Origin of the sequence: Micromonospora sp. WMMD1128, from assembly GCF_027497235.1 — a bacterium.
GTDB lineage: Bacteria > Actinomycetota > Actinomycetes > Mycobacteriales > Micromonosporaceae > Micromonospora.
The window spans coordinates 3,190,584-3,216,378 of sequence record NZ_CP114902.1 but is presented as its reverse complement, the minus strand read 5'-3'; the positions used below and the strand labels follow the sequence as shown (position 1 = coordinate 3,216,378).

14 protein-coding genes are annotated in these 25,795 nt (G+C 73.4%); 13 read left to right on the top strand and 1 reads right to left on the bottom strand.

Going from position 1 to position 25,795, the window contains the following annotated elements:
* Positions 1-48 precede the first annotated feature (48 nt).
* The 8 genes from O7602_RS14725 (at position 49) to O7602_RS14690 (ending at position 18,923) form a co-directional block, all read left to right on the top strand.
* Positions 49-4,335: a discoidin domain-containing protein gene (locus tag O7602_RS14725; RefSeq protein WP_281589714.1), complete on the top strand. Its 4,287-nt coding sequence runs from the start codon at positions 49-51 to the stop codon at positions 4,333-4,335.
* A 499-nt stretch (positions 4,336-4,834) separates the two neighbouring features.
* A complete protein-coding gene (locus O7602_RS14720) occupies positions 4,835-7,651 on the top strand; it encodes a LuxR family transcriptional regulator (RefSeq protein WP_281589712.1) in 2,817 nt (938 codons plus the stop codon).
* 151 nt (positions 7,652-7,802) lie between these two features.
* On the top strand, positions 7,803-8,822 hold the full coding sequence (locus O7602_RS14715) for a hypothetical protein (protein WP_281589710.1): 1,020 nt from the start codon (positions 7,803-7,805) through the stop codon (positions 8,820-8,822).
* A gap of 179 nt (positions 8,823-9,001) precedes the next feature.
* The gene (locus O7602_RS14710) at positions 9,002-11,332 is read left to right on the top strand and encodes a TOMM precursor leader peptide-binding protein (RefSeq protein WP_281589708.1); all 2,331 of its coding nucleotides are present in this window, start codon (positions 9,002-9,004) and stop codon (positions 11,330-11,332) included.
* A 75-nt stretch (positions 11,333-11,407) separates the two neighbouring features.
* Positions 11,408-12,880, top strand: coding sequence for a SagB family peptide dehydrogenase (locus tag O7602_RS14705; protein WP_281589706.1), 1,473 nt, complete (start codon positions 11,408-11,410; stop codon positions 12,878-12,880).
* Positions 12,877-13,686 (top strand): HlyD family efflux transporter periplasmic adaptor subunit, encoded by an 810-nt coding sequence (locus O7602_RS14700; protein WP_281589705.1) that lies wholly within the window; start codon positions 12,877-12,879, stop codon positions 13,684-13,686. The genes O7602_RS14705 and O7602_RS14700 overlap by 4 nt, the downstream gene beginning before the upstream one ends.
* On the top strand, positions 13,683-15,866 hold the full coding sequence (locus tag O7602_RS14695) for an NHLP family bacteriocin export ABC transporter peptidase/permease/ATPase subunit (protein WP_281589704.1): 2,184 nt from the start codon (positions 13,683-13,685) through the stop codon (positions 15,864-15,866). The genes O7602_RS14700 and O7602_RS14695 overlap by 4 nt, the downstream gene beginning before the upstream one ends.
* A 24-nt stretch (positions 15,867-15,890) precedes the next feature.
* Positions 15,891-18,923 carry an ATP-binding cassette domain-containing protein gene (locus O7602_RS14690; protein WP_281589702.1) on the top strand — a complete coding sequence of 1,011 codons (3,033 nt, stop codon included), beginning with the start codon at positions 15,891-15,893 and terminating at the stop codon, positions 18,921-18,923.
* Between the two features lie 9 nt (positions 18,924-18,932).
* On the opposite strand, the gene O7602_RS14685 is transcribed toward O7602_RS14690, so the two are convergent.
* Complete coding sequence (locus O7602_RS14685) at positions 18,933-19,679, bottom strand: MerR family transcriptional regulator (RefSeq protein WP_281589700.1); 747 nt, start codon at positions 19,677-19,679, stop codon at positions 18,933-18,935.
* A gap of 369 nt (positions 19,680-20,048) precedes the next feature.
* On the opposite strand from O7602_RS14685, the gene O7602_RS14680 reads away from it, so the two are divergent.
* The 5 genes from O7602_RS14680 (at position 20,049) to O7602_RS14660 (ending at position 25,643) form a co-directional block, all read left to right on the top strand.
* Positions 20,049-20,411 (top strand): hypothetical protein, encoded by a 363-nt coding sequence (locus O7602_RS14680; RefSeq protein WP_281589698.1) that lies wholly within the window; start codon positions 20,049-20,051, stop codon positions 20,409-20,411.
* 148 nt (positions 20,412-20,559) lie between these two features.
* Positions 20,560-20,934 carry a hypothetical protein gene (locus O7602_RS14675; protein ID WP_281589696.1) on the top strand — a complete coding sequence of 125 codons (375 nt, stop codon included), beginning with the start codon at positions 20,560-20,562 and terminating at the stop codon, positions 20,932-20,934.
* Between the two features lie 24 nt (positions 20,935-20,958).
* Positions 20,959-22,125, top strand: coding sequence for a YcaO-like family protein (locus O7602_RS14670; RefSeq protein WP_281589695.1), 1,167 nt, complete (start codon positions 20,959-20,961; stop codon positions 22,123-22,125).
* Positions 22,118-23,515, top strand: a complete 1,398-nt coding sequence (locus tag O7602_RS14665) for a TfuA-like protein (RefSeq protein WP_281589693.1) — start codon at positions 22,118-22,120, stop codon at positions 23,513-23,515. The genes O7602_RS14670 and O7602_RS14665 overlap by 8 nt, the downstream gene beginning before the upstream one ends.
* 10 nt (positions 23,516-23,525) lie before the next feature.
* Positions 23,526-25,643, top strand: coding sequence for a radical SAM protein (locus tag O7602_RS14660; protein ID WP_281589691.1), 2,118 nt, complete (start codon positions 23,526-23,528; stop codon positions 25,641-25,643).
* Positions 25,644-25,795 lie beyond the last annotated feature (152 nt).

The following is a 25,795-nucleotide window of genomic DNA, read 5'->3' as shown; positions in this document are numbered from 1 at the left end:
CCCGTCAACGCCTCTCCACCTCCCCCGGGAAGAAGGTGTCCGTCCACCATGTCCAGATTCCGTACCAGAATGGTCGCGGTGCTCGCCGCGGTCGGCCTGGCCGTCACCGCGGCGCCCGCCACACCGGCCCACGCGGCCGGCGGCCCGAACCTCGCCGCCGGCCGCCCCGCGAGCGCCAGCAGCGTCAACGGCCCCTACGCCGCCGGCAACCTGACCGACGGCGACCAGGGCAGCTACTGGGAGAGCAGCGGCGCGCTGCCGCAGTGGGCGCAGGTCGACCTCGGCGCCAGCCGCGCCGTCGACCAGGTGGTGCTCAAACTCCCGGCCGCCTGGGAGGCCCGCAACCAGACGCTGTCCGTGCAGGCCAGCGCCGACGGCAGCGGCTTCACCACGGTCGTCGCCTCCGCCGCCCGCTCGTTCAGCCCCGCCGCCGGCAACACGGTGACGCTCGGCTTCACCGCCACCAACGCCCGCTACCTGCGCGTCGTGATCACCGCGAACACCGGCTGGGCCGCCGCGCAGCTCGCCGAGCTGGAGGTCTACGGCACGGCCAGTTCGTCGACGAACCTGGCGCTCGGCCGGACGATGACCGAGAGCGGCCACTCCGACGTGTACGGGGCCGGCAACGCCAACGACGGCAACGCGGCCACCTACTGGGAGAGCCCGAACAACGCCTTCCCGCAGTGGATCCAGGCCGACCTGGGCGCCGCCACCAGCGTCAACCGGCTGGTGCTGCGGCTACCGACCGGCTGGGGCGCGCGCCACCAGACGCTCACCGTGCAGGGCAGCACCAACGGCTCGACGTTCGGCACGCTCGTCGCGTCCGCGTCGTACGGGTTCGACCCGGCCGGGGGCAACACGGTGACCGTCACCGTGCCCACCGCGTCCACCCGCTACCTGCGGCTGCTGTTCACCGCGAACAGCGCGTGGCCCGCCGGGCAGCTCGCCGAGCTGGAGATCTACGGCCCGGCGACCGGCGACACCCAGGCGCCGGGCGCGCCCGGCAACCTGGCGTTCACCGAGCCCACCACCGGCCAGGTCCGGCTGACCTGGACCGCGTCCACCGACAACGTCGGCGTCACCGGCTACGACATCTACGCCAACGGCGTGCTGCGCACCAGCGTCGGCGGCACCACGCTCACGTACACCGACACCCAGCCCGCCGGCAGCACCGTGTCGTACCACGTCCGGGCCCGGGACGCGGCCGGGAACGTGTCCGCGAACAGCAACACGGTGACCCGCACCGGCAACACCGGCGACACCACCGCGCCGACCGCGCCCGGCAACCTGGCCTACACCCAGCCGGCGAGCGGGCAGATCAAACTGACCTGGACCGCGTCCACCGACAACGTCGGGGTCACCGGCTACGAGGTGTGGGCCAACGGCGCGCTGCGTGCCACGGTGGGCGGCTCCACGCTGACGTACACCGACACCCAGCCGGCCAGCGCCACCGTCTCCTACCAGGTGCGGGCCCGCGACGCGGCCGGCAACGTGTCGGCGAACAGCAACACCGTCACCCGTACCGGCAGCGGCACCGGCGGCACCAACCTGGCCGTCGGCAAGCCGGCCACCGCCTCGTCCGTGGTGCACGTGTTCAACGCCGCGAACGCGGTCGACGACGACGTCGCCACCTACTGGGAGGGCGCGCCCGGCGCGTACCCGAGCACGCTCACCGTGGCGCTCGGCGCCAACGCCAGCATCAGCGCCGTGGTGGTGAAGCTCAACCCGGACCCGGCGTGGGGCGCGCGCACCCAGACGTTCCAGGTGCTCGGCCGGGACCAGTCCGCGTCCGGGTTCACCAGCCTGGTCAGCTCCGCGACGTACTCCTTCAACCCGAACACCGGCAACACCGTGACCGTCCCCGTCTCGGCGACCGCCGCGGACGTGCGGTTGCAGTTCACCGCGAACTCCGGCTCCTCCAACGGCCAGGTCGCGGAACTCCAGGTGATCGGCGTGCCGGCGCCCAACCCGGACCTCACCGTCACCGCGCTCACGGCCGCGCCGTCCGCGCCGGTCGAGACCGACGCGATCACCCTGTCCGCCACCGTGCGCAACGCCGGCACCGCCGCGTCCGCCGCCACGAGCGTCAACCTCTACCTGGGTACGACGAAGGTCGGCACCGCCTCGGTCGGCGCGCTCGCGGCCGGCGCGTCGAGCACCGTCTCGGCGAACATCGGCGCGCGTGACGCCGGCAGCTACCCGCTCACCGCCAAGGTCGACGAGTCGAACGCGGTGATCGAGCAGAACGAGGCGAACAACTCCTACACCAGCCCGAGCGCCTTGACGGTCCGCCCGGTGGACAGCTCCGACCTGGTGGCCTCCGCGGTGACCTGGTCGCCGGGCACGCCGGCGGCCGGCGCGACGGTCAGTTTCGCGGTGACGCTGCGCAACCAGGGCACGATCGCCTCGGCGGGCGGCGCGCACGGCATCACGCTCACCGTGCTCAACGACTCGGGTTCCGTGGTCCGCACGCTCACCGGCTCGTACTCCGGCACGATCGCCGCCGGGGCCACCGCCGGCCCGGTGTCGCTCGGCACCTGGACCGCCGCCAACGGCCGCCACACCGTGCGGGTGGTGCTCGCCGACGACGCCAACGAGCTGCCGGTGAAACGGCAGAACAACACGAGTGACCGGGCGCTGTTCGTCGGTCGCGGGGCGAACCTGGGCTACGACATGTACGAGGCCGAGGACGGCTCGGTCGGCGGCGGCGCGCAGGTGATCGGACCGAACCGCATCATCGGCGACCTGGCCGGCGAGGCGTCCGGCCGGCGGGCGGTCACCCTCAACACCACCGGCGCGTACGTCGAGTGGACCACCAAGTCGGCCGCGAACGCCCTGGTCACCCGCTTCTCCATCCCGGACGCCCCGGGTGGCGGCGGGATCGACTCGACGCTCAACGTCTACGTCAACGGGGTGCTGCACAAGCCGATCAGCCTCACCTCGAAGCACATCTGGCTCTACGGCGCGGAGGCCGCGCCGAGCGACTCACCGAGCGCGGGCGCGCCCCGGCACCTCTACGACGAGGCGAACGTGCTGCTGAACTCCACCGTCCCGGCGGGCAGCCGGATCCGGCTCCAGAAGGACCCGGCGAACAGCACCACGTACGCGATCGACTTCGTCAACACCGAGCTGGTGTCGCCCCGGGCGAACCCGGACCCGACCCGCTACAAGGTGCCGACCGGGTTCAGCCACGCCGACGTGCAGAACGCGCTCGACGCGGTGCGGATGGACACCACGGGCACGTTCGTCGGCGTCTACCTGCCCGCCGGCACCTACGAGACCGCGCAGAAACTCCAGGTGTACGGCAAGGCGGTGAAGGTCGTCGGCGCGGGCATGTGGTACACCCGCTTCCAGACGCCCACCAACCAGCAGAACACCGACGCCGGGTTCCGGGTGGAGTCCTCGGCCAGCGGTTCGACCTTCGCCCACCTGGCGTTCTTCGGCAACTACACCAACCGGATCGACGGTCCGGGCAAGGTGTGGGGCGAGCTGAAGGACGTGGACGACCTGACGCTCGACAGCGTCTGGGTCGAGCACACCGTCTGCGCGTACTGGGGGGTGAGCGTGGACGGGCTGACCATCCGGGACAGCCGGTTCCGCAACACCTTCGCCGACGCGGTGAACATGACCAACGGCAGCACCAACGCCCTGGTCACCAACTCGGAGGGCCGCTCCAACGGCGACGACGCGTTCGCGTTGTTCTCCGCCACCGACCAGGGCGGCTCGGGCGGCAACCACGGCAACGTGTTCGAGAACCTGACCGCCACGCTCACCTGGCGGGCGGCGGGCATCGCCGTGTACGGCGGCTACGACAACATCTTCCGCAACCTCTACATCGCCGACCAGTTGACGTACTCGGGCATCACCATCAGCTCGCTGGACTTCGGCTACCCGTTCGTCGGGTTCGGCGCCAACCCGCCCACCCGGTTCGAGAACATCTCGCTGATCCGGTCCGGCGGGCACTTCTGGGGCGCGCAGACGTTCCCGGCGATGTGGCTGTTCTCCGCGTCCAAGGAGTTCCGCGGCATCCGGGTGACCGACGTCGACATCGTCGACCCGACGTACTCGGGGATCATGTTCCAGACCAAGTACACCGGCAGCCAGCCGGAGAACCCGATCACCGACACGGTGCTGACGAACGTCTCGATCTCCGGGGCGCGGCGCAGCGGTGACGCCTTCGACGCGAAGTCCGGCATCGGCATCTGGGTCAACGAGATGCCCGAGGCGGGCCAGGGGCCGGCGGTCGGCTCCGCGACCTTCACCAACCTGCGCCTGAGCGACAACGCCCAGGACATCCGCAACACCACCAGCACGTTCACCATCACCCGCAACTGAGGTAAGGCGGGGCCCCTTCTTAACGCCTGCGGTATAGAAGGGGCCCCATCTAACGCCTGGGCGACTGGCGTGTCGGGATCACCGCTCCCACCCGCGCCGTCGCAATTCAGGGAACACCGGGTTCCGAGGGCGGGGTGGCGGTGACAGCCGCCGCCCTGCGGTGGTTATGCCTCCGATAGAAGGATCAATCCGACATAACCTCCAAGATCGCCGGATCGGGTCGCGGCATCCGGGCGAATTTATTGGGCTTCGGGGATATCGTTCCGGCCTTTTGGTGACCGGTCCCTTATGCAGGGTGTGGCGCGAATGTGGGAAGAGGCGCCCTTGGCCCGGCTGCTGAAAATAGATGGGCCGCATCGGTATTTTCGGCGGTCGACGGCGCTCCGGTATAGTGCGTTCAATCCCCATTGGAGTTCGTCGGGAAGCGTTTTGCTGCGTGATGACAACTGGGCTGGATAATGTGCCAACGGGCCCCCGTTTCGTCGGGCGGCGACCACTGTTGGCGCGTATCGACCGGGCCCACGACGCCGCCCTGAGCCGCGGGCGACAGGTGGTCTGCGAGGTGGTCGGCGAGCCGGGGATCGGCAAGACCCGACTGGTCCGCGAGGCCCTGCACCAGTGCGTCCCCCAGGTTCCCTGGACGGTCGGGACCTGCGCGCCGGAGGAGCGGGGCGTCCCCTTCCACGTGTTCCGGCACGCCTTCGCCGCGGGGCAGTCACCGCGACGGGGGCTGGGTGCCGGGCGACCCACCGGAGCGACCGGGGAGATCTGGGGCTTCGCCGCGGCGCCGCCGACGTCGGCGTCCGACGCGCGGCGGTTCCGGGCCTTCCAGTTGGCCCGCCGGCTGATCGGCCTGGCCGCCCGGGACGGCCTGGTGCTGGTCCTCGACGATCTGCACTGGGCGGACGCCGCCTCCGCCGGCCTTATCGCCCATCTGCTGCGATATCCGGTGCCCGCGCCGCTGCTGCTGGTGCTCGTCTACCGGCCGCGGCAGACGGCGACGCCGATGCCGTTCGGTCCACCCGATCCCGGTGGACACGTCGAGGCGGAACCGGCCTCACACGACCGGATCGAACTCCACCCCCTGAGCCTCGCCGAGACCGCGCTCCTGCATCCTGGCGTCGATCCGGCGGAGCTGCGCGCCCGCTACGAGCTGACCGGCGGCAACCCCGGCTACCTGGCGGCGCTGCCCGGCGGCCCGGCCGCGGAGCGCGCCGAGGAGGTCCGTGAACCGCCGGGCGCCCGGCTGTCCGACGCGACGATGGCGGTGCTGCGCCGCGAGTGGGCGGACCTGCCCCCGGTCGACCTGGCCTGCCTGCGCGCCGGAGCGATCCTCGACGCGCCCTTCGCCCCCGATCTGCTCGCCGAGGTCGCGCAGGTGCCCGCGGCCCTGGCGGTCGAGGCCGGTTGGCGGCTGGCCCGACGCGACCTGATCCGCCGGGTGCCCGGCACCGGACGGTTCGCCCTCCGGCATCCGGTGCTGCGGATGGCGGTCGCCCAGGATACCGATCCGGCGTGGCGGGTGGACGCCTGCGCGCGGGCGCTCACCGCGCTCGTCGATCTGGGCGCGTCGCCCGCGGAGCGGGCCCGCTACGCGGAGCGGCTGCTCGCCCTGCCGAGCGGCCGTTGGGCCGAACGCTGCGTGGACGTGCTCTGCCGGGCCGCGCAGGAGATCCGGCGCGAGACACCGGACCTGGCCATCCACTGGCTGCGACTGGCGTTGCGGGCGCTGCGCCCGACGGCCGGCTCGACGCCGCGTCACCGGGAGGTGTCGCTGGCGTTGGCCCGGGTCATCGGGGAGGCGGGCGACCTGGCCGAGAGCCGGGCCCTGCTCCAGGAGATCGTGCCGTTGCTCCCCGCCGACCCGGAGGGGCGACGGGCCCAGGCGGTCGCGCTGTGGGCGCGGGTGGAGCGCCTCCTCGGGAACTACGCGGAGGCGGCGGCCATCAGCCGGCGCGAGCTGGCCGCCCTTCCGGTCGGCACCGGACCCGCCGGCGGCTACCGACTCGCCACCGAGATCGGCGCCGCCGGCATCCTCGCCGGGCGGCCGGTGGCCGGACTGCCCGACGCGCTCACCGGAGACCCGGACGGCTCCGGCGCGGACCTGGCCGGCCTGCTGGCCGTACGCGGCCTGGCCGCCGTCCACGGCGGCGCGGTCGACGACGCCCGGGGTCTGCTCGACGCCGGCGCCCGGATCGTCGACTCGCTGCCCGACCGGGACGTGCGCGACCATCCGGACTGCCTGACCGCGCTCGGCCTGACCGCGTTGTATCTCGAACGTCAGGCCGACGCGGTGCGGCACCTCGACCGGGGGTTGACGCTTGTCCGCGCCGCGCACCGGGACGACGGCCTGTGCCAGCTGCTGCTCGGTCGCTGCCAGGTGGCCTACCACAGCGGCCAACTGACCGCGGCCATCGGGTTGGCCACCGAGGCGGGCATCGTCGCCCGGCGCATCGGCAGCCGCCACCTGCTGTGTTTCGCCCTGGCGTTCGAGGCGGAGGCGACGGCGTGGCGTGGTGGCCTCCGCGACGACGAACGGGCGGTCGGGCTGGCCCGCAGCGCCGTCGACCTCGCCACCGACCTCGCCACCTGGTCCGGCCGGACCGCCGCGACGGCGTTGGCGACCGCGACGTTGCTGTCCGGTGATCCGGCCACCTGCGCCGACCTGGTGCGTTCGGCCGGGGGCGACAGCCGGCTGAGCCACCTCCAGGACACGTTGCGGCCGATGTGGCACGAACTGCTCTGTGCCGCCGCGCTCGCCGCGGGCGAGGTGGCCGACGCCGAGCGGCAGGCGCGGCTGGCGATGGCCGAGGCGGAGCGGGTCGAGCTGCCCGGGCAGCGGGGCTTCGCCGAGTCGGCGTACGGCGAGGTGCTGCTCGCCCGCGGTGAGGTTGAGGCGGCGCTGCCTCATCTGGAGTCCGCGGCCGATCTGTTCCGCGTCGGCGGGATGGCGCTGCGCCGCAGCTTCGCGCTTGCGTCCCTGGCCCGGGCCGCCGAGGCCGCGGACCGGGGCGTTCCGGCGGCGCGGGCGCGCCGCCGGGCGCTGGAACTGGCCCGGTGGTGCGGGACGGAACGGGTCGGCGCGCGACTGGCCAGTCCGGTCGGAGCGCGCGCGGTCGCCGCCCTGACCGATCGGGAGTGGCACATCGCGCAGTTGGCGGCGACCGGGGTCACCAGCCGGTTGATCGGGCGTCGGCTGAACATCAGTCCCCGCACGGTGGAGGCGCATCTCACCCGGATCTACCGCAAGGCGGGCGTCGCGTCCCGGTCGGCTCTGGTCGCCTGGGTCGCCCGGCTCGATGTCACCGATCGGTGACCGCGATCCGGCCCGGATGACGTCATTCGGTGCAACGCCGGATGGCCCGGCAGCATGAGGCCGCGCCGCCACCGGCGGGCTCCGACCGTCGCTCACATACTCGACTGCATCGGGCGCGATTCCCGTGCACCGGTTTCGGATGGAGGACGAGATGCTGGGCAGTAGATCCGTTGGGAGCCCGCGCCGCCTCGTCGCGCCGCCGATGCCGGTCGCCGCCGCCGCGCTGGCGTTGCTCGTGCTGGCGGGCTGCGGGGACGAACCGGTGGATGCGGCCGCGCCGGCGGCGTCCGATTCGGCCACCTTCGGCAGGGACCGCGCCGCGCTGGTGCTCACCGCCTTCGACTCGGCCGACTCGGCGGCATCGGTGGCCGGAGATGTCGAGGCGCTGCGGACCCAGGAGGTCTCGCCCTCGCTGGACCTCAGCATCGCCGCGGTCCGCCGGGCCACCTACAACAAGCGTCCGCAGCCGTCGTTCCAGCACCTCAACCCGGCCTTCGCGGTGCCGCCCGGCGACCCGGCCTGCTTCCTGGCCACGGCCACCCTCCGGCTGGCCGGCTCGGAGCTGGCCCCCACCGACGTCAGCCAGTTCGTGCTCGACGCCGACGGCCAGTGGAAGCTCAGTCACAACATCCAGGTCACCCAACCGTCGCTCGTGGTCGCCCGGAGCATCGACGGCCGACCGGCCACGGAGGGCGGCGAGGCCCTGGACGAGACCAGCCGCCGGGCCCTCGCCGCCGAGGTGTTCGCCCGCAGCATCGGCTCCACCACGAGCAACAGGTCCCTCGTCGCGTCGAGCCCGCTGCTGGACGGCCAGTTCGCCGGCGGTTGGGAGGTCTACGGGCAGCAGCTCGCCGGCGCCGGCGCGACGGTGCGACGGACGATGGACCGGGCGGAGTGGTCGGACTGCGCGGTCGAGGTGCCGACCGGCACGCTCACCTTCCTGACGATCCACGCGACCGACACGCTGAGTCCGGCGCCCGACGGCCCGGCCACCGTCAAGATGGTGCCGCAGAGCCCGGACCTGATCGCCACCGGCCATCGCGCGCCGGTGAGCGGGAAGTCGATCCGGGTGGCCCGGGTGGAGACCTTCCTGCTGCTGGTGCCGGCACAGGCCACCGGCACCTCGGTGCTGGGTCTCAACGACACCGCGCTGACCGTCACCGCCGCCTGACGGTCACCGCCTGACGGCCGTCGCCTGACCGTGCCGGCCACCGACCGGGCTGCCGGCGACGGCTGAAACCGGTGGCAGAACTCGGGATCGGACCCCCGGGACCGCGACGATGGCAGCAGCCCTGATCGCCGGCGGGGCGGGGCACAGTCGCGGTCCGGCCACCAGGCCCGGGAGGAACCATGTGGCGTCCGCGCTTCCGATCGGACTACCTGCCGGTGCGGCTGCCCGACGGTCCGCTCGTGGTGCTGGGGGAGACCCGCAGCCTGCTCATCGACGACCCGGTCACCGCCGAGCTGGCCGATCGGCTCGACGGCACCGTACCGCTTGCCGACGTGGTGGCCCGGCTGGCCGCCCGGCACCCGATGGCCGCCGTCGCCGCCGCCCTCGCCCGGCTGCGGGACCACGGCCTGCTCGTGTCCGGTCCGGCGCACGCGTCGCCGGCCGAGGCCGCCGGTTGGGACGCCCGGGGTGTGCCCCCCGGGGCCGGGCTGCGGTGGATGGCCGGCGGCCGGGTCACCATCGTGGACCTCGGGGCGCCGCGGGTCGCCGAGGTCGCCGGGGCGTTGCGCGCCCTCGGGCTCACCGCGACCGTGGTCGGGCCGGACGCCGACCCGAGCGCACCGGACGCCGACCCGGGCGCGCTGGACGCCGACCCGGATGCGCCGGACGCCGACTCGGGCGCCGCGCAGGTGCTGGTGCTTCCGTCGTCGATGCTCGACCCCCGGCTGGCCCGGCTCAACGAGCGCCACCTGGCCGCCGGCCGGGCGTGGACCCTGGCCCGGCCGCACGGCAACGTCGTCCTCCTCGGGCCGCACCTGGTGCCCGGCCGCACCGGTTGCTGGGCCTGCCTGCGGCAACGCTGGCAGGAGAACGAGCAGGTGAACGCGTTCCTCGGCGGGCAGGACCTGGCCGGTCCGCTGCCGCAGCCCGGCCGGGCGGTCCTGCCCGGACTGGCCACCACCGCCGCGGGGCTGCTCGCCGCCGAACTCGCCGTGCTCGCCGTGCGGGGCACGTCGCCCCGCCTCACCGGCCGGATGGTCGCCCTGGACACCCGGGACCTGAGCACGGAGAGCCACCAACTGGTACGCCAACCGCAGTGCCCCGCCTGCGGCGACCCGGATCTCGTCGGTAAGGCCGAGCCCCGGATCGACCTGCCGCCCAGCGGCGCGGAGCCCAGCCGGGGCGCGGAGGCTCGCACCCGTGACCCCGCCGAGGCGTACGCCGCGCTCGCCCACCACGTCAGCCGCTACCTGGGGGTGGTGAGCCGGCTGACTCCGCTGGAGGCGACCGACAACGGCGTCACCCACACCTATTCGGCCGGGCACAACTTCGCCCAACCCCGCCAGCTCGCCGCGCTGCGCCGCAACCTGCGCGGGCAGAGCGGCGGCAAGGGCCGCACCGACCTGCAGGCGCGGATGAGCGCGGTCGGGGAGGCGGTGGAGCGCTACTGCGGGGTGTGGCGCGGCGACCGCCCGGTGCACCGGGCGACCTACCGGCAGCTCGGCCCGGACCGCGCGCTGCACCTGCGCGAGTTGCTGCTGTTCTCGGACCGCCAGTACGCCGACCGCGACCGGCTCAACCGCGACCTGGGCCATCTGCACCGCATCCCGCGCCCGCTGGCTGACGAGACGGAACTGGACTGGACCACCGGCTGGTCGTTGACCCGGCAGGCGCCGCGCGAGCTGCCCGCCGCGTACTGCTGGTACGGGCATCCGGAGCAGGCCGGGCCGGGGGTGTGCGCGGCCGACTCGAACGGCAGCGCGGCCGGCGGCACCCGCTCCGAGGCGATCCTGCAGGGCTTCTGCGAACTCGTCGAGCGGGACAGCGTGGCCCTGTGGTGGTATCACCGCTCCCGGATGCCGGGGGTGGACCTCGCCTCGTTCGCCGACCCGTGGACGGCCGCCTGCGTGGCGCACCACGCCACCGCCCTGGGCCGCGAGCTGTGGGCCCTCGACCTGACCGCCGACCTCGGCGTACCGGCGTTCGCGGCGGTATCCCGGCGGGCCGACGGCGGGCCGGAGGACGTGCTTGTCGGCTTCGGCGCGCACCTGGACGCGCGGGTCGCGCTGACCCGGGCGCTGACCGAGGTGAACCAGTTCCTGCCCGCCGTTCCCGGTCCCACGTCGAGCCGTAACAGGTACGGCGTCGACGACCCGGACACCGCGCGCTGGTTCGGCACCGTTCGGGTGGCCGACCAGCCCTGGCTGTCCCCGGACCCGGCCCGGCCACCGCGCACCGCCGCCGACCACCCGACGCTTGCCACCGGCGACGTCGGCGACGACGTGCGTCGCTGCGTCGGCCGGGCGGAGCGCGCCGGCCTGGAGGTGATCGTCGTCGACCAGTCCCGTCCGGACATCGAGCTGGCGGTGGTGAAGGTCGTGGTGCCGGGGCTGCGGCACTTCTGGCGCCGGCTCGGTCCGGGCCGGCTGTGGGAGGTCCCGGCCCGCCTCGGCCGCGGCCCGGTGGCCGTCGACGAGACGTCGGCGAATCCGTTGAACGTCTTTTTCTGACCGACGCTGTCGACCTGCCGGGAACCGGGGGAGGGACGTGGAGATGAGCACCGATCCGGACGGCCGGCGGTCGCCGTGAGCGGCTCCAACGGCGGCCCGCCGATCCAGGAGTCCTACCGGCTGCGCCGCGACGCGGAGTTGCGACTCGGTGAGGACGGTTCGCTGACCCTGCGGCAGACCCGCTTCCAGCTCACCCTGGAGCGACCGGGGATGGGCCGGCGGGCGCTGCTGCTGCGGCTCGCCGCCGACTGGGTCGGTGACGTCGAGGTCGGCCGGCTGATCAGCGGCCTGGAGGGGGAGAGCCGGGTGCTGCCGGCGCAGTTGCTGCTGCGCCGGCTGCTGGCCCACTCCTGGTTGGAGCGCCGCGTCCAGGTCGACGACCGGGCGCTGCTCGACCTGGTGCCGACCGGCCTGGGCCGGGGCAGCCTGCCGGAGAGCCGCACCCACGCCCCAGGCGTCCGCTACCGGCTGTCCCGCTTCGCCACCCTCCAGCACGAACGGGACATGCTGGTGGCCGCGTCGTCGCTGAGCACCCTCGTGGTCGGTTGCGCCGACGCCGCCGTCGGCGCGGTGCTGGCCGCCGCCGTGCCGGGCGTCGGCCCGGACACGGTGGCCCGCACGCTCGGCGTGTCGCCGGCCGCCGCCGGTCGGGTGCTCGACGAGCTGGCCACCGCCCGGGTCCTGGTCACCGACGCCGAGTTCGAGGCGGAACGCGACGACGCGCCGCTCGCCTACTGGTCGCCGGAGGAGTTGCGGCTGCACCAGCGGTCCCGGGCCGGCCGGCACGCGCTGCCGGTGGGCGGCACCTACCGGATGCGCGAGCGGTTCGCCCCGCAGCCGCTGCGCCGCCCCTACGACCGGGACCGGGCGGTCGAGCTGCCGCTGCCGGACCTGGCGACGATCGCCAAGGCGGATCCGGGGTTCAGTCAGGTCGTCGCCGATCGGCGCAGCATCCGCGAGCACGACGACGCGGTGCCGTTGCCGATCGAGCGGCTGGCGGAGTTCCTGTACCGCTCGCAGCACACCACCGCCGTCGGCGAGGCCGGCGGGCAGGAGGTGGGCCACCGGCCCTATCCGGGCGGCGGCGGGGTCTACGAACTGGAGATCTATCCGCTTGTCGCGCGGTGCGCCGGGCTGGACCCCGGGCTCTACCACTACGACGCCGTCGGGCACCGGCTGGAGCCGGTCGCCGGCTGGGCGCCGGCCGCCGACCGGCTGTTGGCGTACGCCCGGGCGGCCGGCGCCATGCCCCGGCCGCCGCAGACGGTTCTGCTGGTCACCGCGCGGGTCCAGCGACTGATGTGGAAGTACGAAGGGATGAGCTACGCCATGATTCTCAAGGACGCGGGTGTGCTGACCCAGCAGATGTATCTCGTCGCCACCGCCATGGGGCTGGCGCCGTGCGCGCTCGGCGCCGGCGACTCCCAGGCGTTCGCCGAGTTGTCCGGGCTCGATCCGCTGGTCGAGCCGAGCGTGGCCGACTTCCTGCTCGGCTCGCGCGGCGCCGACGTGCCGCCGGGGCTCGGGCGGGCGGGGGCCCGGCCGTGAAGTTCCGACGGCAGGCGTTGCGCCAGTTGGAGGCGCCCGAGCAACTGGACCTGGCGGTCCGGCTGACCACCGTGCCCAGCTGGTTGGCCACCACCGCGCTCGTCATCGTCGTGATCGCGGCCGGTGTCTGGTCGGTGCGCACGGTGGTGCCCCGGACCGTCGAGGCGGCCGGGGTGCTGATCCACTCCAACGGGATCTCCGCCCTCGACGCGCTCGACAGCGGTCAGGTCACCAAGGTGTGGGCGTCCCCGCACCAGCGGGTGCCCAAGGGCACCCCGCTCTACAGCCTGCGCACGTCCGACGGCGCGGTGCGGGTGGAGACCGCGCCGGGTGACGCGTACGTCGTCGCCTGGCTGGTCTCGGAGGGCGAGATCGTCACCCCGGGCTCGCACCTGGCCGACCTGGAACGGCTCGACACCGCCGGGGACGCGTTGCAGGCCGTCGTGTACGCGCCGGCCGTCGCCGCGCCGCTGCTGCAACCGGGCGTACCCGTCGAGGTGGCCGCCGCGGCGGCGCCGCGCAACGTGTTCGGCACCCTGGCCGGTCGGGTGAGCACGGTCGGTGCCTTCCCGGAGACGGAGGCGTCGCTGCGTGCCTTCCTGGGCACCGGGCCGGACGTCCGGCGGCTGCTCGCCCGGGGCAGCGTGGTCCGGGTCACGGTCGCGCTGGAGGCCGACCCGGCCGCGCCGGGCGGTCTGCGGTGGACCAAGTCCCCGCCGCCGTTCCAGCTCAATTCGGCAAGCGAGGTCACCGCCTGGTTCACCGTGGACCAGGATCACCCGATCGACTGGTTGCTGCGGCGATGAGCGGGCCGAGGACCGCCGCGATCGGCGCGCCGGAGCTGCCCCGGATCCGACGTCGACGGGTGCGTACCCCCACCCTGATCCAGATGGAGGCGGTGGAGTGCGGCGCCGCCGCGCTCGGGATCCTGCTCGGTCACCACGGCCGGCACGTGCCGCTCGAGGAGCTGCGCCGGGTGTGCGGCGTGAGCCGGGACGGCTCGACCGCAGCCACCGTGCTCAAGGGCGCCCGGCGGTACGGGATGGTGGCCAAGGGTTTCCAGATGGATCTGGGCGGCCTGGCCGGGGTGGCGTTGCCGGCGGTGCTGTTCTGGCGGTTCGAGCACTTCGTGGTGCTGGAGGGGCTCGGCCGCAAGGTCCACATCAACGATCCGGCCACCGGGCCACGCGCGGTGAGCTGGGAGGAGTTCGACGGCGCCTTCACCGGCATCGTGCTCACCATGGAGCCCGGCCCGCAGTTCGAGCCCGGTGGCGCCCGCTACCGGCTGCTGCGGGCGCTGGCGCAGCGGTGGCGCGGCCCGGGCTCGGCGATCGCGCAGATGCTGTTGCTCGGCCTGCTGATCGCCCTGGTCGGTCTGACCATCCCGGTGATGGCCCAGATCTTCGTCGACCGGGTGCTGTTGCAGGAGGACCGGGCCGCGTTCGCCGGCCTGGTGGCCGCGGTGGCGGTGGCCGCCGTGCTGACCTTCCTCGCCAGCCTGCTCCAGCAACGCCTGACCGTACGGTCGGAGACGACACTGGCCCTGGGCAGCGCCGCCCGGTTCTTCCGACATCTGCTGCGGCTGCCGCCGACCTTCTTCGACCAGCGGCAGGCCGCCGACCTCAGCCAGCGGGTCCGCGGCAACGAGGTCGTCGCCGAGGTGCTCACCCGCCGGGCGGCCACCACCGTCGTGGACACCGCCCTGGTGCTGGCGTACGGGGCGCTGCTCTGCCAGTACGACCTGTTGCTCGGGCTGTGCGCGGTGGTCCTGGCCGGGTTGAACGTCAGCGTGCTGCGTTACGTCGCCTCGACCCGGTCGACGGCTGTCGCCGGATTGCAGGCGGACCGCAGCAAGCTGGTGACCACCGTGTACACCACCGTCCAGATGATCGAGACGGTGAAGGCCGGTGGCGAGGAGGAACGGGCCGTGGCCCGGTTCGCCGCCCGCAACGCCACCGTCACCAGCCGGCAGCAGCGGCTGGGGGTGCCCACCGCGGTGCTCTCGGTCCTGCCCGTGTTCCTCGCCTCGGGAACCACCGCGGTGTTGTTGGGGCTGGGCAGTCGGCAGGTGGTGGCGGAGGCGATGAGCGTCGGCGTGCTCGTCGGCATGCAGAGCCTGGCCGTCGCGATGAACCGGCCGTTGGGCAACCTGGCCGCGCTGGGCTCCCGGCTGCAGGACATGAGCGCCGACCTCAACCGGCTGCGCGACGTGGAGCGCTATCCGCTGGCACCGGTCGAGGACCGGTCGGCCGGGCCGCTGGCACCGATGGAGGGTCATCTGCGGATCGAGGACGTGACCTTCGGCTACAACCCGTTGGGCCGTCCGCTGTTGGAGAACTTCAGTCTGGACCTGCCGCCGGGCGCCCGGGTGGCGCTCGTCGGGCGGTCGGGCAGCGGCAAGTCGACGGTGGGCCGGCTGGTCGCCGGCCTCTACCGTCCGTGGACCGGGCGGGTCACGGTGGACGGTCTGGAACGGTCGGAGGCAGACGGCGGGCTGTGGGCGGCCACCGTCGCCATGGTGGACCAGGACCAGCGGCTGTTCGAGGGAACGGTTCGGGACAACGTCACCATGTGGGACCTCACGATCGCCGACGAGGACGTCGTCACCGCGCTCACCGACGCCTGCCTCTACGACGAGGTCGCCGCCCGCCCGGGCGGCCTGGGCAGCCCGGTGCGGGAGAACGCCCGCAACTTCTCCGGTGGTCAGCGGCAGCGGTTGGAGATCGCCCGTGCGCTCGTCCGCAACCCCCGGGTGCTGGTGCTGGACGAGGCCACGAGCGCGCTCGACGCCGAGACCGAGCGCCGGATCGACATGCACCTGCGCCGGCGCGGGGCGACCTGTCTGATCGTGGCGCACCGCCTGTCCACGGTCCGCGACTGCGACCTGATCGTCGTGCTGGACGGCGGTCGGGAGGTGGAGCGCGGCACCCACGAGCAACTTGTCGCCCGGGACGGGGCGTACGCGCGCCTGGTCCGGGACCACTGACCACGACGATCCGAGGAGACACTGATGAGTGGCGCGGTGGAGGACCTCCCGGGCGGTGGCCTGATCGGCCTCTGCGGCGACGGCGTACGGGAGGTCTGTCGCCTGGACGGCCCGGTGGCCGGCTGGCTGGTGTCCGGTGGCGAGGCCGACCTGTTCGCGGTGCGCCGGGCGGGGATGAGCCCGTCGCGCCGCCACCACGTGGCCCGGCTGCCCGCGGGCGGCCTGGTGCCGACGTCCACCGCGATCGGCGCGTGGCAGTTGATCCTGGTGCCGCTGCCCGGCACGGAACTGCGGGGGTTGCCCCGGCACCACCTGTCCCGGTTGGAGCGGCACGTCCGGGTCGGTCGCGCCGGGGACGAGGAGGTGCCGCCGCGGGCGCGGACCGCCGCGACGGAGCTGGTCGCGGCGGTGGACCTGGTGCTCGTCGCCGTCGCCGACGCGATGCGCCGGGGGCAGGCGCCCCGGGAGGCGTCCACCCTGCGCGGACGCGAGATCGTCTCGCTGGCGCCGGGGAGCGCGGTCACCTCCACCGCCGGCGCGTGGTGGCTGCGCAGCGCCGGGGCGCAGCTGCGCCGCAACGACGGCGGCCCGGCGGAGATGTCGGGGGAGCGGGAGCTGCTGCTGGTCGCCGAGCGCGACTGGGTGGTGGCCGAGTCGGCCTGCGCGGTGGAGAGCCACGGCAGCTGGGACCTGCTGGTCACCGGTCAGCTCCGGGCGGCGGTGGACCAGCACGTGGCGCGGCTGCTGCGGATGGTGGAGACCCGGATCGAGGAGGCCGACGCCGCCCTGCTGCGCGCGGTGGAGCGGCGCCGGCAGATCGACGCCGCGGTGCTCGCCGCGGCGGCCCGCCGGTCGATCGGGGTGATCGGCGCGGGGGAAGCGGTGCCGGTTCCGGAGGATGAGCCCGGCTTCGACAGGTACGGTCGGGCGGTTTCGGTGGTCGGGGTGGTCACCGAGGGCATGGGTTGCCCGGTCAACGAGCCGGCCGATCGCAGCCGTGTGCCGCTCGACGACCGGGCGGCGGTGCATGCGGTGTCCCGCGCGTCCAGCCTGTTCCTGCGCGAGGTGCGGCTGCCGGACCGCTGGTGGCGACGGGACCTGGGCCCGCTCGTGGGGTGGCGGGTCGCGGTCGACCCGGAGCGCGCCGTCGCGGTGCCGCTGGTGTTCCGCCGGGGTCGCTACCACCACGTCGACCCGGACACCCGGGCGCACGGCCCGGTCGACGCGACGGTGGCCGCGACGTTCGCCGCCGAGGCGACCCAGGTGCAGGCGCCGCTGCCGTCGACCGCGCGGATGCGCCACCTGCTGCGGGCCGGGCTGGTCGGCGCGGCCCGCGACGTGCGGGGCCTGCTGGTCGCCGCCGCCTGCGTGGGGTTGCTCGGCCTGGGCGTGCCGCTCGCGACCGGCGAGGTGCTCGGCCAGTTGGCCCGGCAGGGCGAGGTCGACGGGCTGGTCGGCTTCCTCGCGCTGCTGCTCAGCGCCGCGGTGGTGGCGGGGCTGGTCGGCGTGGTGCAGAATCTGCGGCTGCTGCGGTTGGACGGGCGGTTGCAGTCCGGCGCGCAGATGGCGATCTGGGACCGGCTGATGCGGCTGCCGGCCCGTTTCTTCACCGGCCGCAGCAGCGGTGAGATCGCCAACTCGATGTTGGGGATCTCGTTCGTCGGCGAGGCGCTGAGCGCGCTGTTGCCGCAGGTCGTCTCGGCGGCGGCGACCGTCGCGGTGACCCTGGGCCTGCTCCTGGTGGTCGAGCCCGTGCTCGGGTTGTGGGGGTTGGCGATCGTCGCGGTCACCACGCTCGCGTTCGTCGCGTTCGCCGTGCTCATCGTCCGCCGGCAGCGGTCCGCGTTGCCGGCCGAGCACCGGACGGCGACGATGACCAACCAGCTGCTCGGCGGCATCGTCAAGATCAAGCTGGCGGCGGCCGAGGCCCGGGCGCACGCCAGGTGGTCGGAGACGGCCGCGGTGGCCCGGGCGGCGCTGCAACGGGTCCGGCAGAGCCAGTCCGGCCTGGTCGCCTTCGCCACCGTGCTGCCGGTCGCCGGCCAACTGGTCCTGTTCGCCGTGCTGATGGGACCGCTCGCCGGCCGGGTGGCGCCGGCCGACTTCTTCGTCCTCAACGTGGGCTTCGCGATGCTGCTCGGCGCGCTGCTGGTGCTGGTGTCGGCCGGGGTGGAAGTGGTCGCGGCGGTGTCCCGGCTGGGCAGCCTGCGGGAGATCCTGCGCGCCGAGCCCGAGGCGCGGCCGGACCGGGTGGACCCCGGCGAGCTGCGCGGCGAGATCGCGCTGCACCGGCTCACCTTCGCCTACCAGCCGGACGAGCCGCCGGTGCTCGTCGACATCGACCTGCACGTCCGCCCGGGTGAGTTCGTCGCCATCGTCGGGCCGAGCGGCTGCGGGAAGTCCACCCTGCTGCGGCTGCTGCTCGGCTTCGAACGCCAGCAGCAGGGCGCGGTGCTCTACGACGGCCAGGACCTCTCCGAGCTCGACGTGCACGCGGTCCGCCGGCAGTGCGGCGTGGTCCTGCAGGACGGCCAGCTCTTCGCCGGCTCGGTGCGGGACAACATCTGCGGCGCCGGCAGCTTCCCGCTGGACCAGGTCTGGGAGGCGGCGCGGATGGCCGGACTCGCCGACGACCTGGAGGCGCTGCCGATGGGAATGAGCACCATGGTGCCGTTCGGCGGCGGGACGCTCTCCGTCGGGCAGCGCCAGCGGGTGCTGATCGCCCGCGCGTTGGCGCCCCGGCCCCGGATCATCTTCTTCGACGAGGCGACGAGCGCACTGGACAACCGGACCCAGGAGGTGGTCACCCGGAGCACCGCGACGCTGGCCGCGACCCGGGTGGTCATCGCGCACCGGCTGTCGACGGTCCGCGCGGCGGACACCATCGTGGTCCTCGACGCCGGGCGGATCGTCCAGCGGGGCAGCTACGACGAGTTGATGGATCAACCCGACGGGCTGTTCCACAGGTTGGCGCGGCGGCAACTGCTGACCGAGCCGGAGCCCGCGGACGTGGTGGTGGAGAGCCGGAAGCCGGACGGTCAGCCCGCGACGGGCTGACCACGGCGGTCAGCCGTTGTCGATGACACTGCTGTCCTCCAGGCACACGTCCGTGTCGAGGTGGTTCTCCAGCAGCTCCGCGACGTGCGCCTCCGCCTGGTTCTCCACGGCCAGCCGGAACGCCTCGCTGAGCACGTTGACCACACCCTGGGTCAGCAGCAGCGTCTCCCGGTCCAGGTCGGCCCAGGACGACCGGGCACCGCCGCGTACCAGGTCCGGCGCGAGGGCAAGCAACCGCGCGGTGACGGCGGCGACCAGTTCGTCGGCCACCGGCCGGAGGCTGTCCAGCACCTCGCTGAGGGTCTGCAGGGCCGGCGCCGTGCCCACCCGTACCCGCTGCAGGTCCAGGGCGGCGCGCAGCGGGCGCGGCCGGACGGTGCGCACGGTGCCGTCGCTGGTCCGTCCGATCACGCCGTGCCGGGTCAGCGCGTGGGCCAACGCGGGACGGTCGGTGGTCAGGCGTTGCAGCATCGCGGTCAGCCCGTCGGACGCCTCGTCCCGTGCCCGGACCCCGAGCATCGCCTCGATGGAGACGAGGTTGAAGCCCTGCCGTTGCAGGGCGAGGATCGCGTCCAACCGGCGCACGTGGGAGTCGTCGTAGAACGCGGCCCGGCCGTGCCGCACCGGCGGGGGCAGCAGTCGACGGGCCTGGTGGGCGCGGATGTTGCGCGGCGACATCCCGACCTTGCGGGCGAGCTCCTCCACGGTGTACCCGGCCGAACCGCCGGGCGTCGTCGTCACCTCGTCGATGGTCACGGTGGCCTCCGGCAACATCTCGGTGACGGAACACGGCGCGCCGTCGAACCGCTGTCACGGGGGACGGCCCGACGATCGCAGCGTAGGTGCGGGCACCGGTCGGGTGACAGGCGAGGAATTACTACTTGTCCACAGTGGTGCCGGTCATTAGAATCGCAAACCGCCGCCCGTCGCTCATTCCCAAATTACCCGGCTTTCGCCGCAGCGCGACCTTTTCGCGGCCACATTCGATGAAATTGCCCCGCTCCGGGCGGACCGGCTCCACCGGTGCCCCACGATGAAGCGAACCGGCGGCCCGGAATCTCCCGCGCCGCCTGTGGCCGCCGGCGGCGACGCCGCCGCCGGCCCGCCGTCGAAGGGAGTAGGGGTGTGACACCTGTCGATCGAGCGGTCTTCGTGGCCGCGTACAGCCGACTGGTCGCCGACGTCTGGGCCGACCCGGCCAGGGAACAGGCGCTCGACGCGGATCCGCGCGGATTCCTCGCCGGCTACGGGCTTGAACTGCCCGAAGACGTGCAGGTCCGAGTGGTGCGCGACGTCGCCGACGCCGATCCGGACCTTGAGGTGCAGGTCGAGTCGTGGGAGCGGGCGGGGGCCACCGGCGCCTTCGTGCTCTTCGTGCCGTCGCTGCTGCCGGTGGCCGAGGCGGAACTGGCCGAGGACGAATTGGACAGCGTCGTCGCCGGCCTGGACTCCAGCTGCGCCTGCTGCTGCCCGTGCTGCTGCACCTGACACCGATGTCTGCCGCCCAGCGGGTGGCGCGGCACATTCTGATGGCAGCCGGAAGAAAAGCTTGATTGTCGAACACCGCTATTCCTAGCGTTCTCGCCACAACGATTAACCCTCCTCCCGCAGCGACCCCCGAGGAAAGGACCGAACGATGAGCAACGACGACCAGGAATACGGCGCGAGGTTCGTGACGAAGTACTCGGAACTGGTCACCGCGGTGTGGCGCAGCGACGAGGAACTGCAGCGGCTCCTCGCCGACCCGACCGCGTACGCGACCGCCGCCGGCCTTCCGGTCGCCCCCGGCGCCACCGTCGAGGTCGACCGCGCCCAGCCCGCCACGCTCTACACCAAGGACCAGATCGTCGCCGACTGGTCCGGCACGCCCGGCCGGCACGTGCTGCACGTGCCGGAGGTGCCGCTGGTCGACCTCAACGAGCTGACCGAGGCCGAACTGGAGACCGTCGCCGGTGGCGTGGCCCCGGTCGCCGACAACAACGTCAACGTCATCGCCGTTCTCATCCTCTGAGTTCCACCCCCGCCGGGAGCCTCGATGACTGACACGACCGAGACCATCGCCTTCCGATCCGGCACCTACCGGACGGCCACCGTGGAGCAGACCTGGGCACGGGTCGGTGGCATGCTCGACAGGTTCCGGATCACCCGGGTCGCCGACATCACCCGGCTCGACGAGATCGGCCTCCCGGTGCACGTCGCCTACCGGCCGGTCGGCGCCACCATGGCGGTGAGCGTCGGCACCGGCGCCACGGCGACGCAGGCCCGGGTCAGCGCGGTGATGGAGAGCATCGAGTCCTGGCACGCCGAGAACCTCCGGCCGGGGACCGTCGTCCGGTCCCCGGCCGAGGCGCTCGACCTGCCGTACGACGTCCGCTGGCTGCACCTGGCCGAGCGCTCGCCCGTGACCTCCGCCGTCGAACTCGACTGGGTGGCCGGCCGGGGGCTGGTGACCGGCGCGGACTGCCTGGTGCCCCGCGCCACCATCGAACTCGACTTCACCGTCCGGCGCGGCTGGGACCGCGCCCTGTTCACGCCCAGCAGCAACGGACTCGCCACCGGGAACACCTTCGCCGAGGCCAGCCTGCACGCCCTGCTGGAGGTCATCGAACGCGACTGCATCGCCCCGTACTGCACCTCGCCGTTGTCCGAGCGCGTCTACGCCGACCCCGGCACCGCCACCAACGCGATGACCCGCGCCGTGCACGAGGCGCTGGTGCGGGCCGGCTGCTGGGTGGAGGTCTGCGACATCACCAACGCCCTCGGCGTGCCCTGCTACGCCGCCTCGATCTGGTCGGAGGACCTGCCGGTCACCTTCGGCGGCTTCGGGTGCCACGTGGACCCGGAGATCGCCGTCGGCCGGGCCATGGCCGAGGCGGCGCAGTCGCGGCTGGTGATGATCTCCGGGGCCCGGGACGACATCGACGCCACCGCGTACCGCGACGTCGGCGCCGCGCCGGTGCCCCCACCCACCGTCGACCGGCCGGTCCGGCCGGTCCGCCGGGATCCGCCGCCCGCCGGCGATGTCACCCAGGTGCTGCGCGAACTGGCGTCGCGGGTACGGCGGGTCACCGGCGTCGAGCCGTTCAGCGTCGACCTGACGCACGACGACATCGGCATCCCGGTGAGCAAGGTGTTCGCCCCCGGCCTGCGGATGTTCGACGAGCGGGCCCTGAGTACCCGACCGGGAGTGCCACGTGACTGACGTCGTCTACATCGGTCCGAGCCTGCCGGCCGACGAGGTCGGCCGGCTGCTGCCCGACGCGGTGGTGCTGCCCCCGGTGGCGCACGGCGACCTGCTGCGCCTCGACGTCGGCCCCGGCGACCGGGTCCTCGTGATCGACGGGTTCTTCCTGCAACACCCGCCGGTCCGCCACCGGGAGATCCTCGACCTGCTCGACCGGGGGGTGACCGTGGCCGGCGCCGCCAGCATGGGCGCGCTGCGTGCCGCGGAGCTGTGGCCGTTCGGGATGCGCGGCGTGGGCGAGGTGTTCCGGCTCTACCGCGACGGCGTCGTCACCGGCGACGACGAGGTGGCGGTCGTACACGGGCCGGCCGAGGAGGGCCACCGCGGCCTGAGCGAGCCGCTCGTCAACATCCGGGTCGCGCTGCGCCGCGCCGTCGCCGCCGGTGTGCTCAGCGACGCCGAGGCCACGCTGCTGCTGGAAACCGGCCGGGACCTGCCGTTCCGGCGGCGGTCGTACCGCGCGCTGGCGCACACCGCGCCGCCCGGTGCGGCGGCCACTGTGGACCGTTTCCTGGCCTGGCACCGGCGGAACCCGTGGGACGCCAAGAGCGCCGACGCGCGGACGCTGCTGTCGATGGCGGCGCGTAACGCGCCCGAGTTGTGCCCGGCGCACGCCGCCGACCAGCCGATCGACAATCTGCACACCCGCTTCCTCGACAGCTGGCGGGCGCGGTTCGCCGGGGCGTCGGTCGGCGGGCACCGGGTGAACGACCGGGACGCCGCCGCGGTGCTGATGCTGACGCACCCCGAGGCGCCGACCTGGCACCGGCGCGCGGTGCTGGCCGGACTGGTCGGAGCCGACCTCGCCGACCCGACAGTCGAGGAACGCGCCCACGAGGTCGCCCGCCGCCGCGGACTGACCCACCCGACACCGACCGGGTCCGACTGGCTGACCGAGCGCGAGCGCGCGCTCGACCAGCGCGAGGCGGTGCTGCGGGTGCTGGTGCGGGCCTTCGGCACCACGCCCTACCGCAGCCTGGCCCTGTGGATGGTCGCGGCGCCGCTGCGTACCCCCGCGATGCTCGCCGCGGCCCGGCAGGTCGCGGCGACCGCGGCGTCGCTGAACGAGACGCTCGTCCCGCGTACGACGGGACGCCGCCGCCCAGGTGGTCGGCTGCACTTCCGCACCGAGGTCGTCGACGAGTGCTTCGCCGCGTTGTGGGGCTGCGGCGCCGACGGGCTTGAGGCGGCGGCGTGGGACCGGGGCTTCGTCGACCTGGCGGCGTTCCGGTACGCCGCCGAACCGTTGGTGGCGTACGTGAAGGCGTTCGGCGCCCCCCGGCTGCCGGCGGTGGCGCAGCGCGCGCCGGAGGAGACCCTGGCCGGTTCCGCGGCCCGGGTCGGCTGAGGAGGAGTCGATGAGCGGCATGGTGAACGCGGCACTGATCTACCCCCCGCTGACCGATCCCACCTCGGGATACCACTCCCTGAACTACCTCGACTCGTACGCCCGGGCGCAGGGACACCGGCCGGCGGAGATCATCGACGCCAACATCGAGGCGTTCCACCACTCGTACACCCCGTCGGCGTACGAGTGGCTGCGGCGGGAACTGTCCCGGCGCTCGACCGACGACCTCAGCGGCCCGGACGCGCTGATGGCCCGGGCGAACCAGCTCGGCCTGCCCGACCCCGACCCGGAGCGGCTGCGCCGGTCGATCGGCGTGTTGCAGGACCCGACCCTGTTCTACGACTACGCGCACTACCAGGACGCCGTCGAGGGTGTGATCTCCTGGATGGACGCGCTCGGCGCGGTCGGCTTCCCCGGGCAGTTCCGCGCCGGCTTCCGGCTCCACCCGCCGCCGATGATCTCGGTCGGTTCGGTCGCCGCGCTCACCGACGAGACGTTGCTCGGCCGGCTCAACCGGCCCTTCCAGCCCTACTACGAGGACGTGCTGATCCCGCGGCTGGTGGCGGGCGGGCACCAGGTGATCGGGATCAGCGCCACCTACCAGTGGCAGCTCCCGTTCGCGCTCTGGATCGCCCGGCTCGTCCGGCGGGCCTGCCCGGACGTCTTCCTCATTGCCGGCGGCACCGAGATCTCCGACGTCTGGAAGTGCGCCAGCCGGCCCGAGTACGTCTTCCAGGTGCTCGCCGACTTCGACGCGATCGTGGTCGGGGAGGGGGAGAGCGCGTACACGGAGATCCTGGACGCGGTGGCGACCGGGACCCTGCCGGGCGGGCATCCCAACGTCCGCCTGCACCCGAAGTACGGCCGCCAGCGCCACCTGCCCCTGCGCTACGAGCGCCTGGCGCAGGTGCCCGTCCCGGACTTCTCCGGCCTGCCGTGGGACCTCTATCTCAGCCCGGAGCGGTTCGTCTACTACTCGCCGACGCGCGGCTGCTACTGGAACAAGTGCACGTTCTGCGACTACGGCCTGAACACCGACGGCCCGACCAGCCCGTGGCGGCAGGACACGGTGGACACGATGGTCGCGGACGTCACCGAGCTGTCGAAGTTCGCCAAGTTCATCTACTTCTCGGTGGACGTGCTCGCGCCCGCCACCATCCTGCGTTTCGCCGAGCGCGTCGTCGAACGGGGGCTCGACTTCCGCTGGGGGGCCGAGATCCGGCTGGAGAAGTACTGGTCGGACGAGCGCTGCGAGCTGTTGCGGCGCAGTGGCTGCGTGGCCATCTCGGTCGGCTTCGAGTCCGGCAACCAACGCATCCTCGACCTGATCGACAAGGGCACCAAGCCGGAGCAGGTACGCCGCACCATGACGGCGATGACCAAGGCCAACATCGGGGTGCAGATGATGGGCTTCACCGGCTTCCCCACCGAGACCCGGGAGGAGGCGCTGGACAGCATCACGTTCCTGCGCGACAACCCGGACCTGTGGACCCTCGGCGGGCTCGGCGACTTCATGCTGACCCCGGGCGCCATCGTCGCCAAGGAGCCGGAGCGGTTCGGCCTCACCAACGTCCGGCCGGTGGAGGGTTCGGACATCGTCCGGGTTCTCCAGTACGACGAGCCGGTGACCGAGGCGGCGCGCGACGAGGTCGCCCAGGCCAAGGCCGACCTGAACCCCGGGCACTTCCACCGCCCGTGGCTCGGCTCCACCGACACCCCGCACACGTTCTTCTACCACGACCGCTACGGCACGTCGGTGCGTGGCGTGCTCGCCGACGACCGGGTCCGGCTGGACTCCGACGACCGGACCGAGTTCCTCGCCAACGGCTGCTTCGTCGACCACGACGACGAGCAGCTGCGGGAGGCGTACCGGCGGATCCAGTCGGACGACCAGGACGGCACGGGCGAGCTGCCGCCCGGCCGGCACCTGTTCCGGCGGGCCGACGGGCAGGTGTTCGCGCTCAACCGCAGCAGCCGGCTGTTCCTGGACCTCTTCACCGCGCCGCTCACCCTCGCCGACGCGCAGCGCCGGCTCTGGATCGTCGAGCCGACGGTCGCCGAGCGGGTGTGGCGGACCTTCATCGGGCAGCGCCTGATCCGCCGCCTCCGCACCCCCGATGTGAGGTAAGGCGGGGCCCCTTGTTAACGCCTCCGGTATAGAAGGGGCCCCGTCTCACGACCTCGGGAAGAGATTCTTCGCCGGCTGGGCGTCATCTGTTCGCTCCCGGGAGCCGGGCAGCCGTCGTCGCCTGTCCCATGGGCCGGCTCTGACCCTGCCGG

Bases quoted from the DNA above. Each gene is read 5' to 3' on its own strand.
- O7602_RS14670 (WP_281589695.1), top strand. From the start codon at position 20,959: ATGACTGACACGACCGAGACCATCGCCTTCCGATCCGGCACCTACCGG.
- O7602_RS14675 (WP_281589696.1), top strand. From the start codon at position 20,560: ATGAGCAACGACGACCAGGAATACGGCGCGAGGTTCGTGACGAAGTAC.
- O7602_RS14690 (WP_281589702.1), top strand. From the start codon at position 15,891: ATGAGTGGCGCGGTGGAGGACCTCCCGGGCGGTGGCCTGATCGGCCTC.
- O7602_RS14715 (WP_281589710.1), top strand. From the start codon at position 7,803: ATGCTGGGCAGTAGATCCGTTGGGAGCCCGCGCCGCCTCGTCGCGCCG.
- O7602_RS14725 (WP_281589714.1), top strand. From the start codon at position 49: ATGTCCAGATTCCGTACCAGAATGGTCGCGGTGCTCGCCGCGGTCGGC.
- O7602_RS14695 (WP_281589704.1), top strand. From the start codon at position 13,683: ATGAGCGGGCCGAGGACCGCCGCGATCGGCGCGCCGGAGCTGCCCCGG.
- O7602_RS14660 (WP_281589691.1), top strand. From the start codon at position 23,526: ATGAGCGGCATGGTGAACGCGGCACTGATCTACCCCCCGCTGACCGAT.
- O7602_RS14710 (WP_281589708.1), top strand. From the start codon at position 9,002: ATGTGGCGTCCGCGCTTCCGATCGGACTACCTGCCGGTGCGGCTGCCC.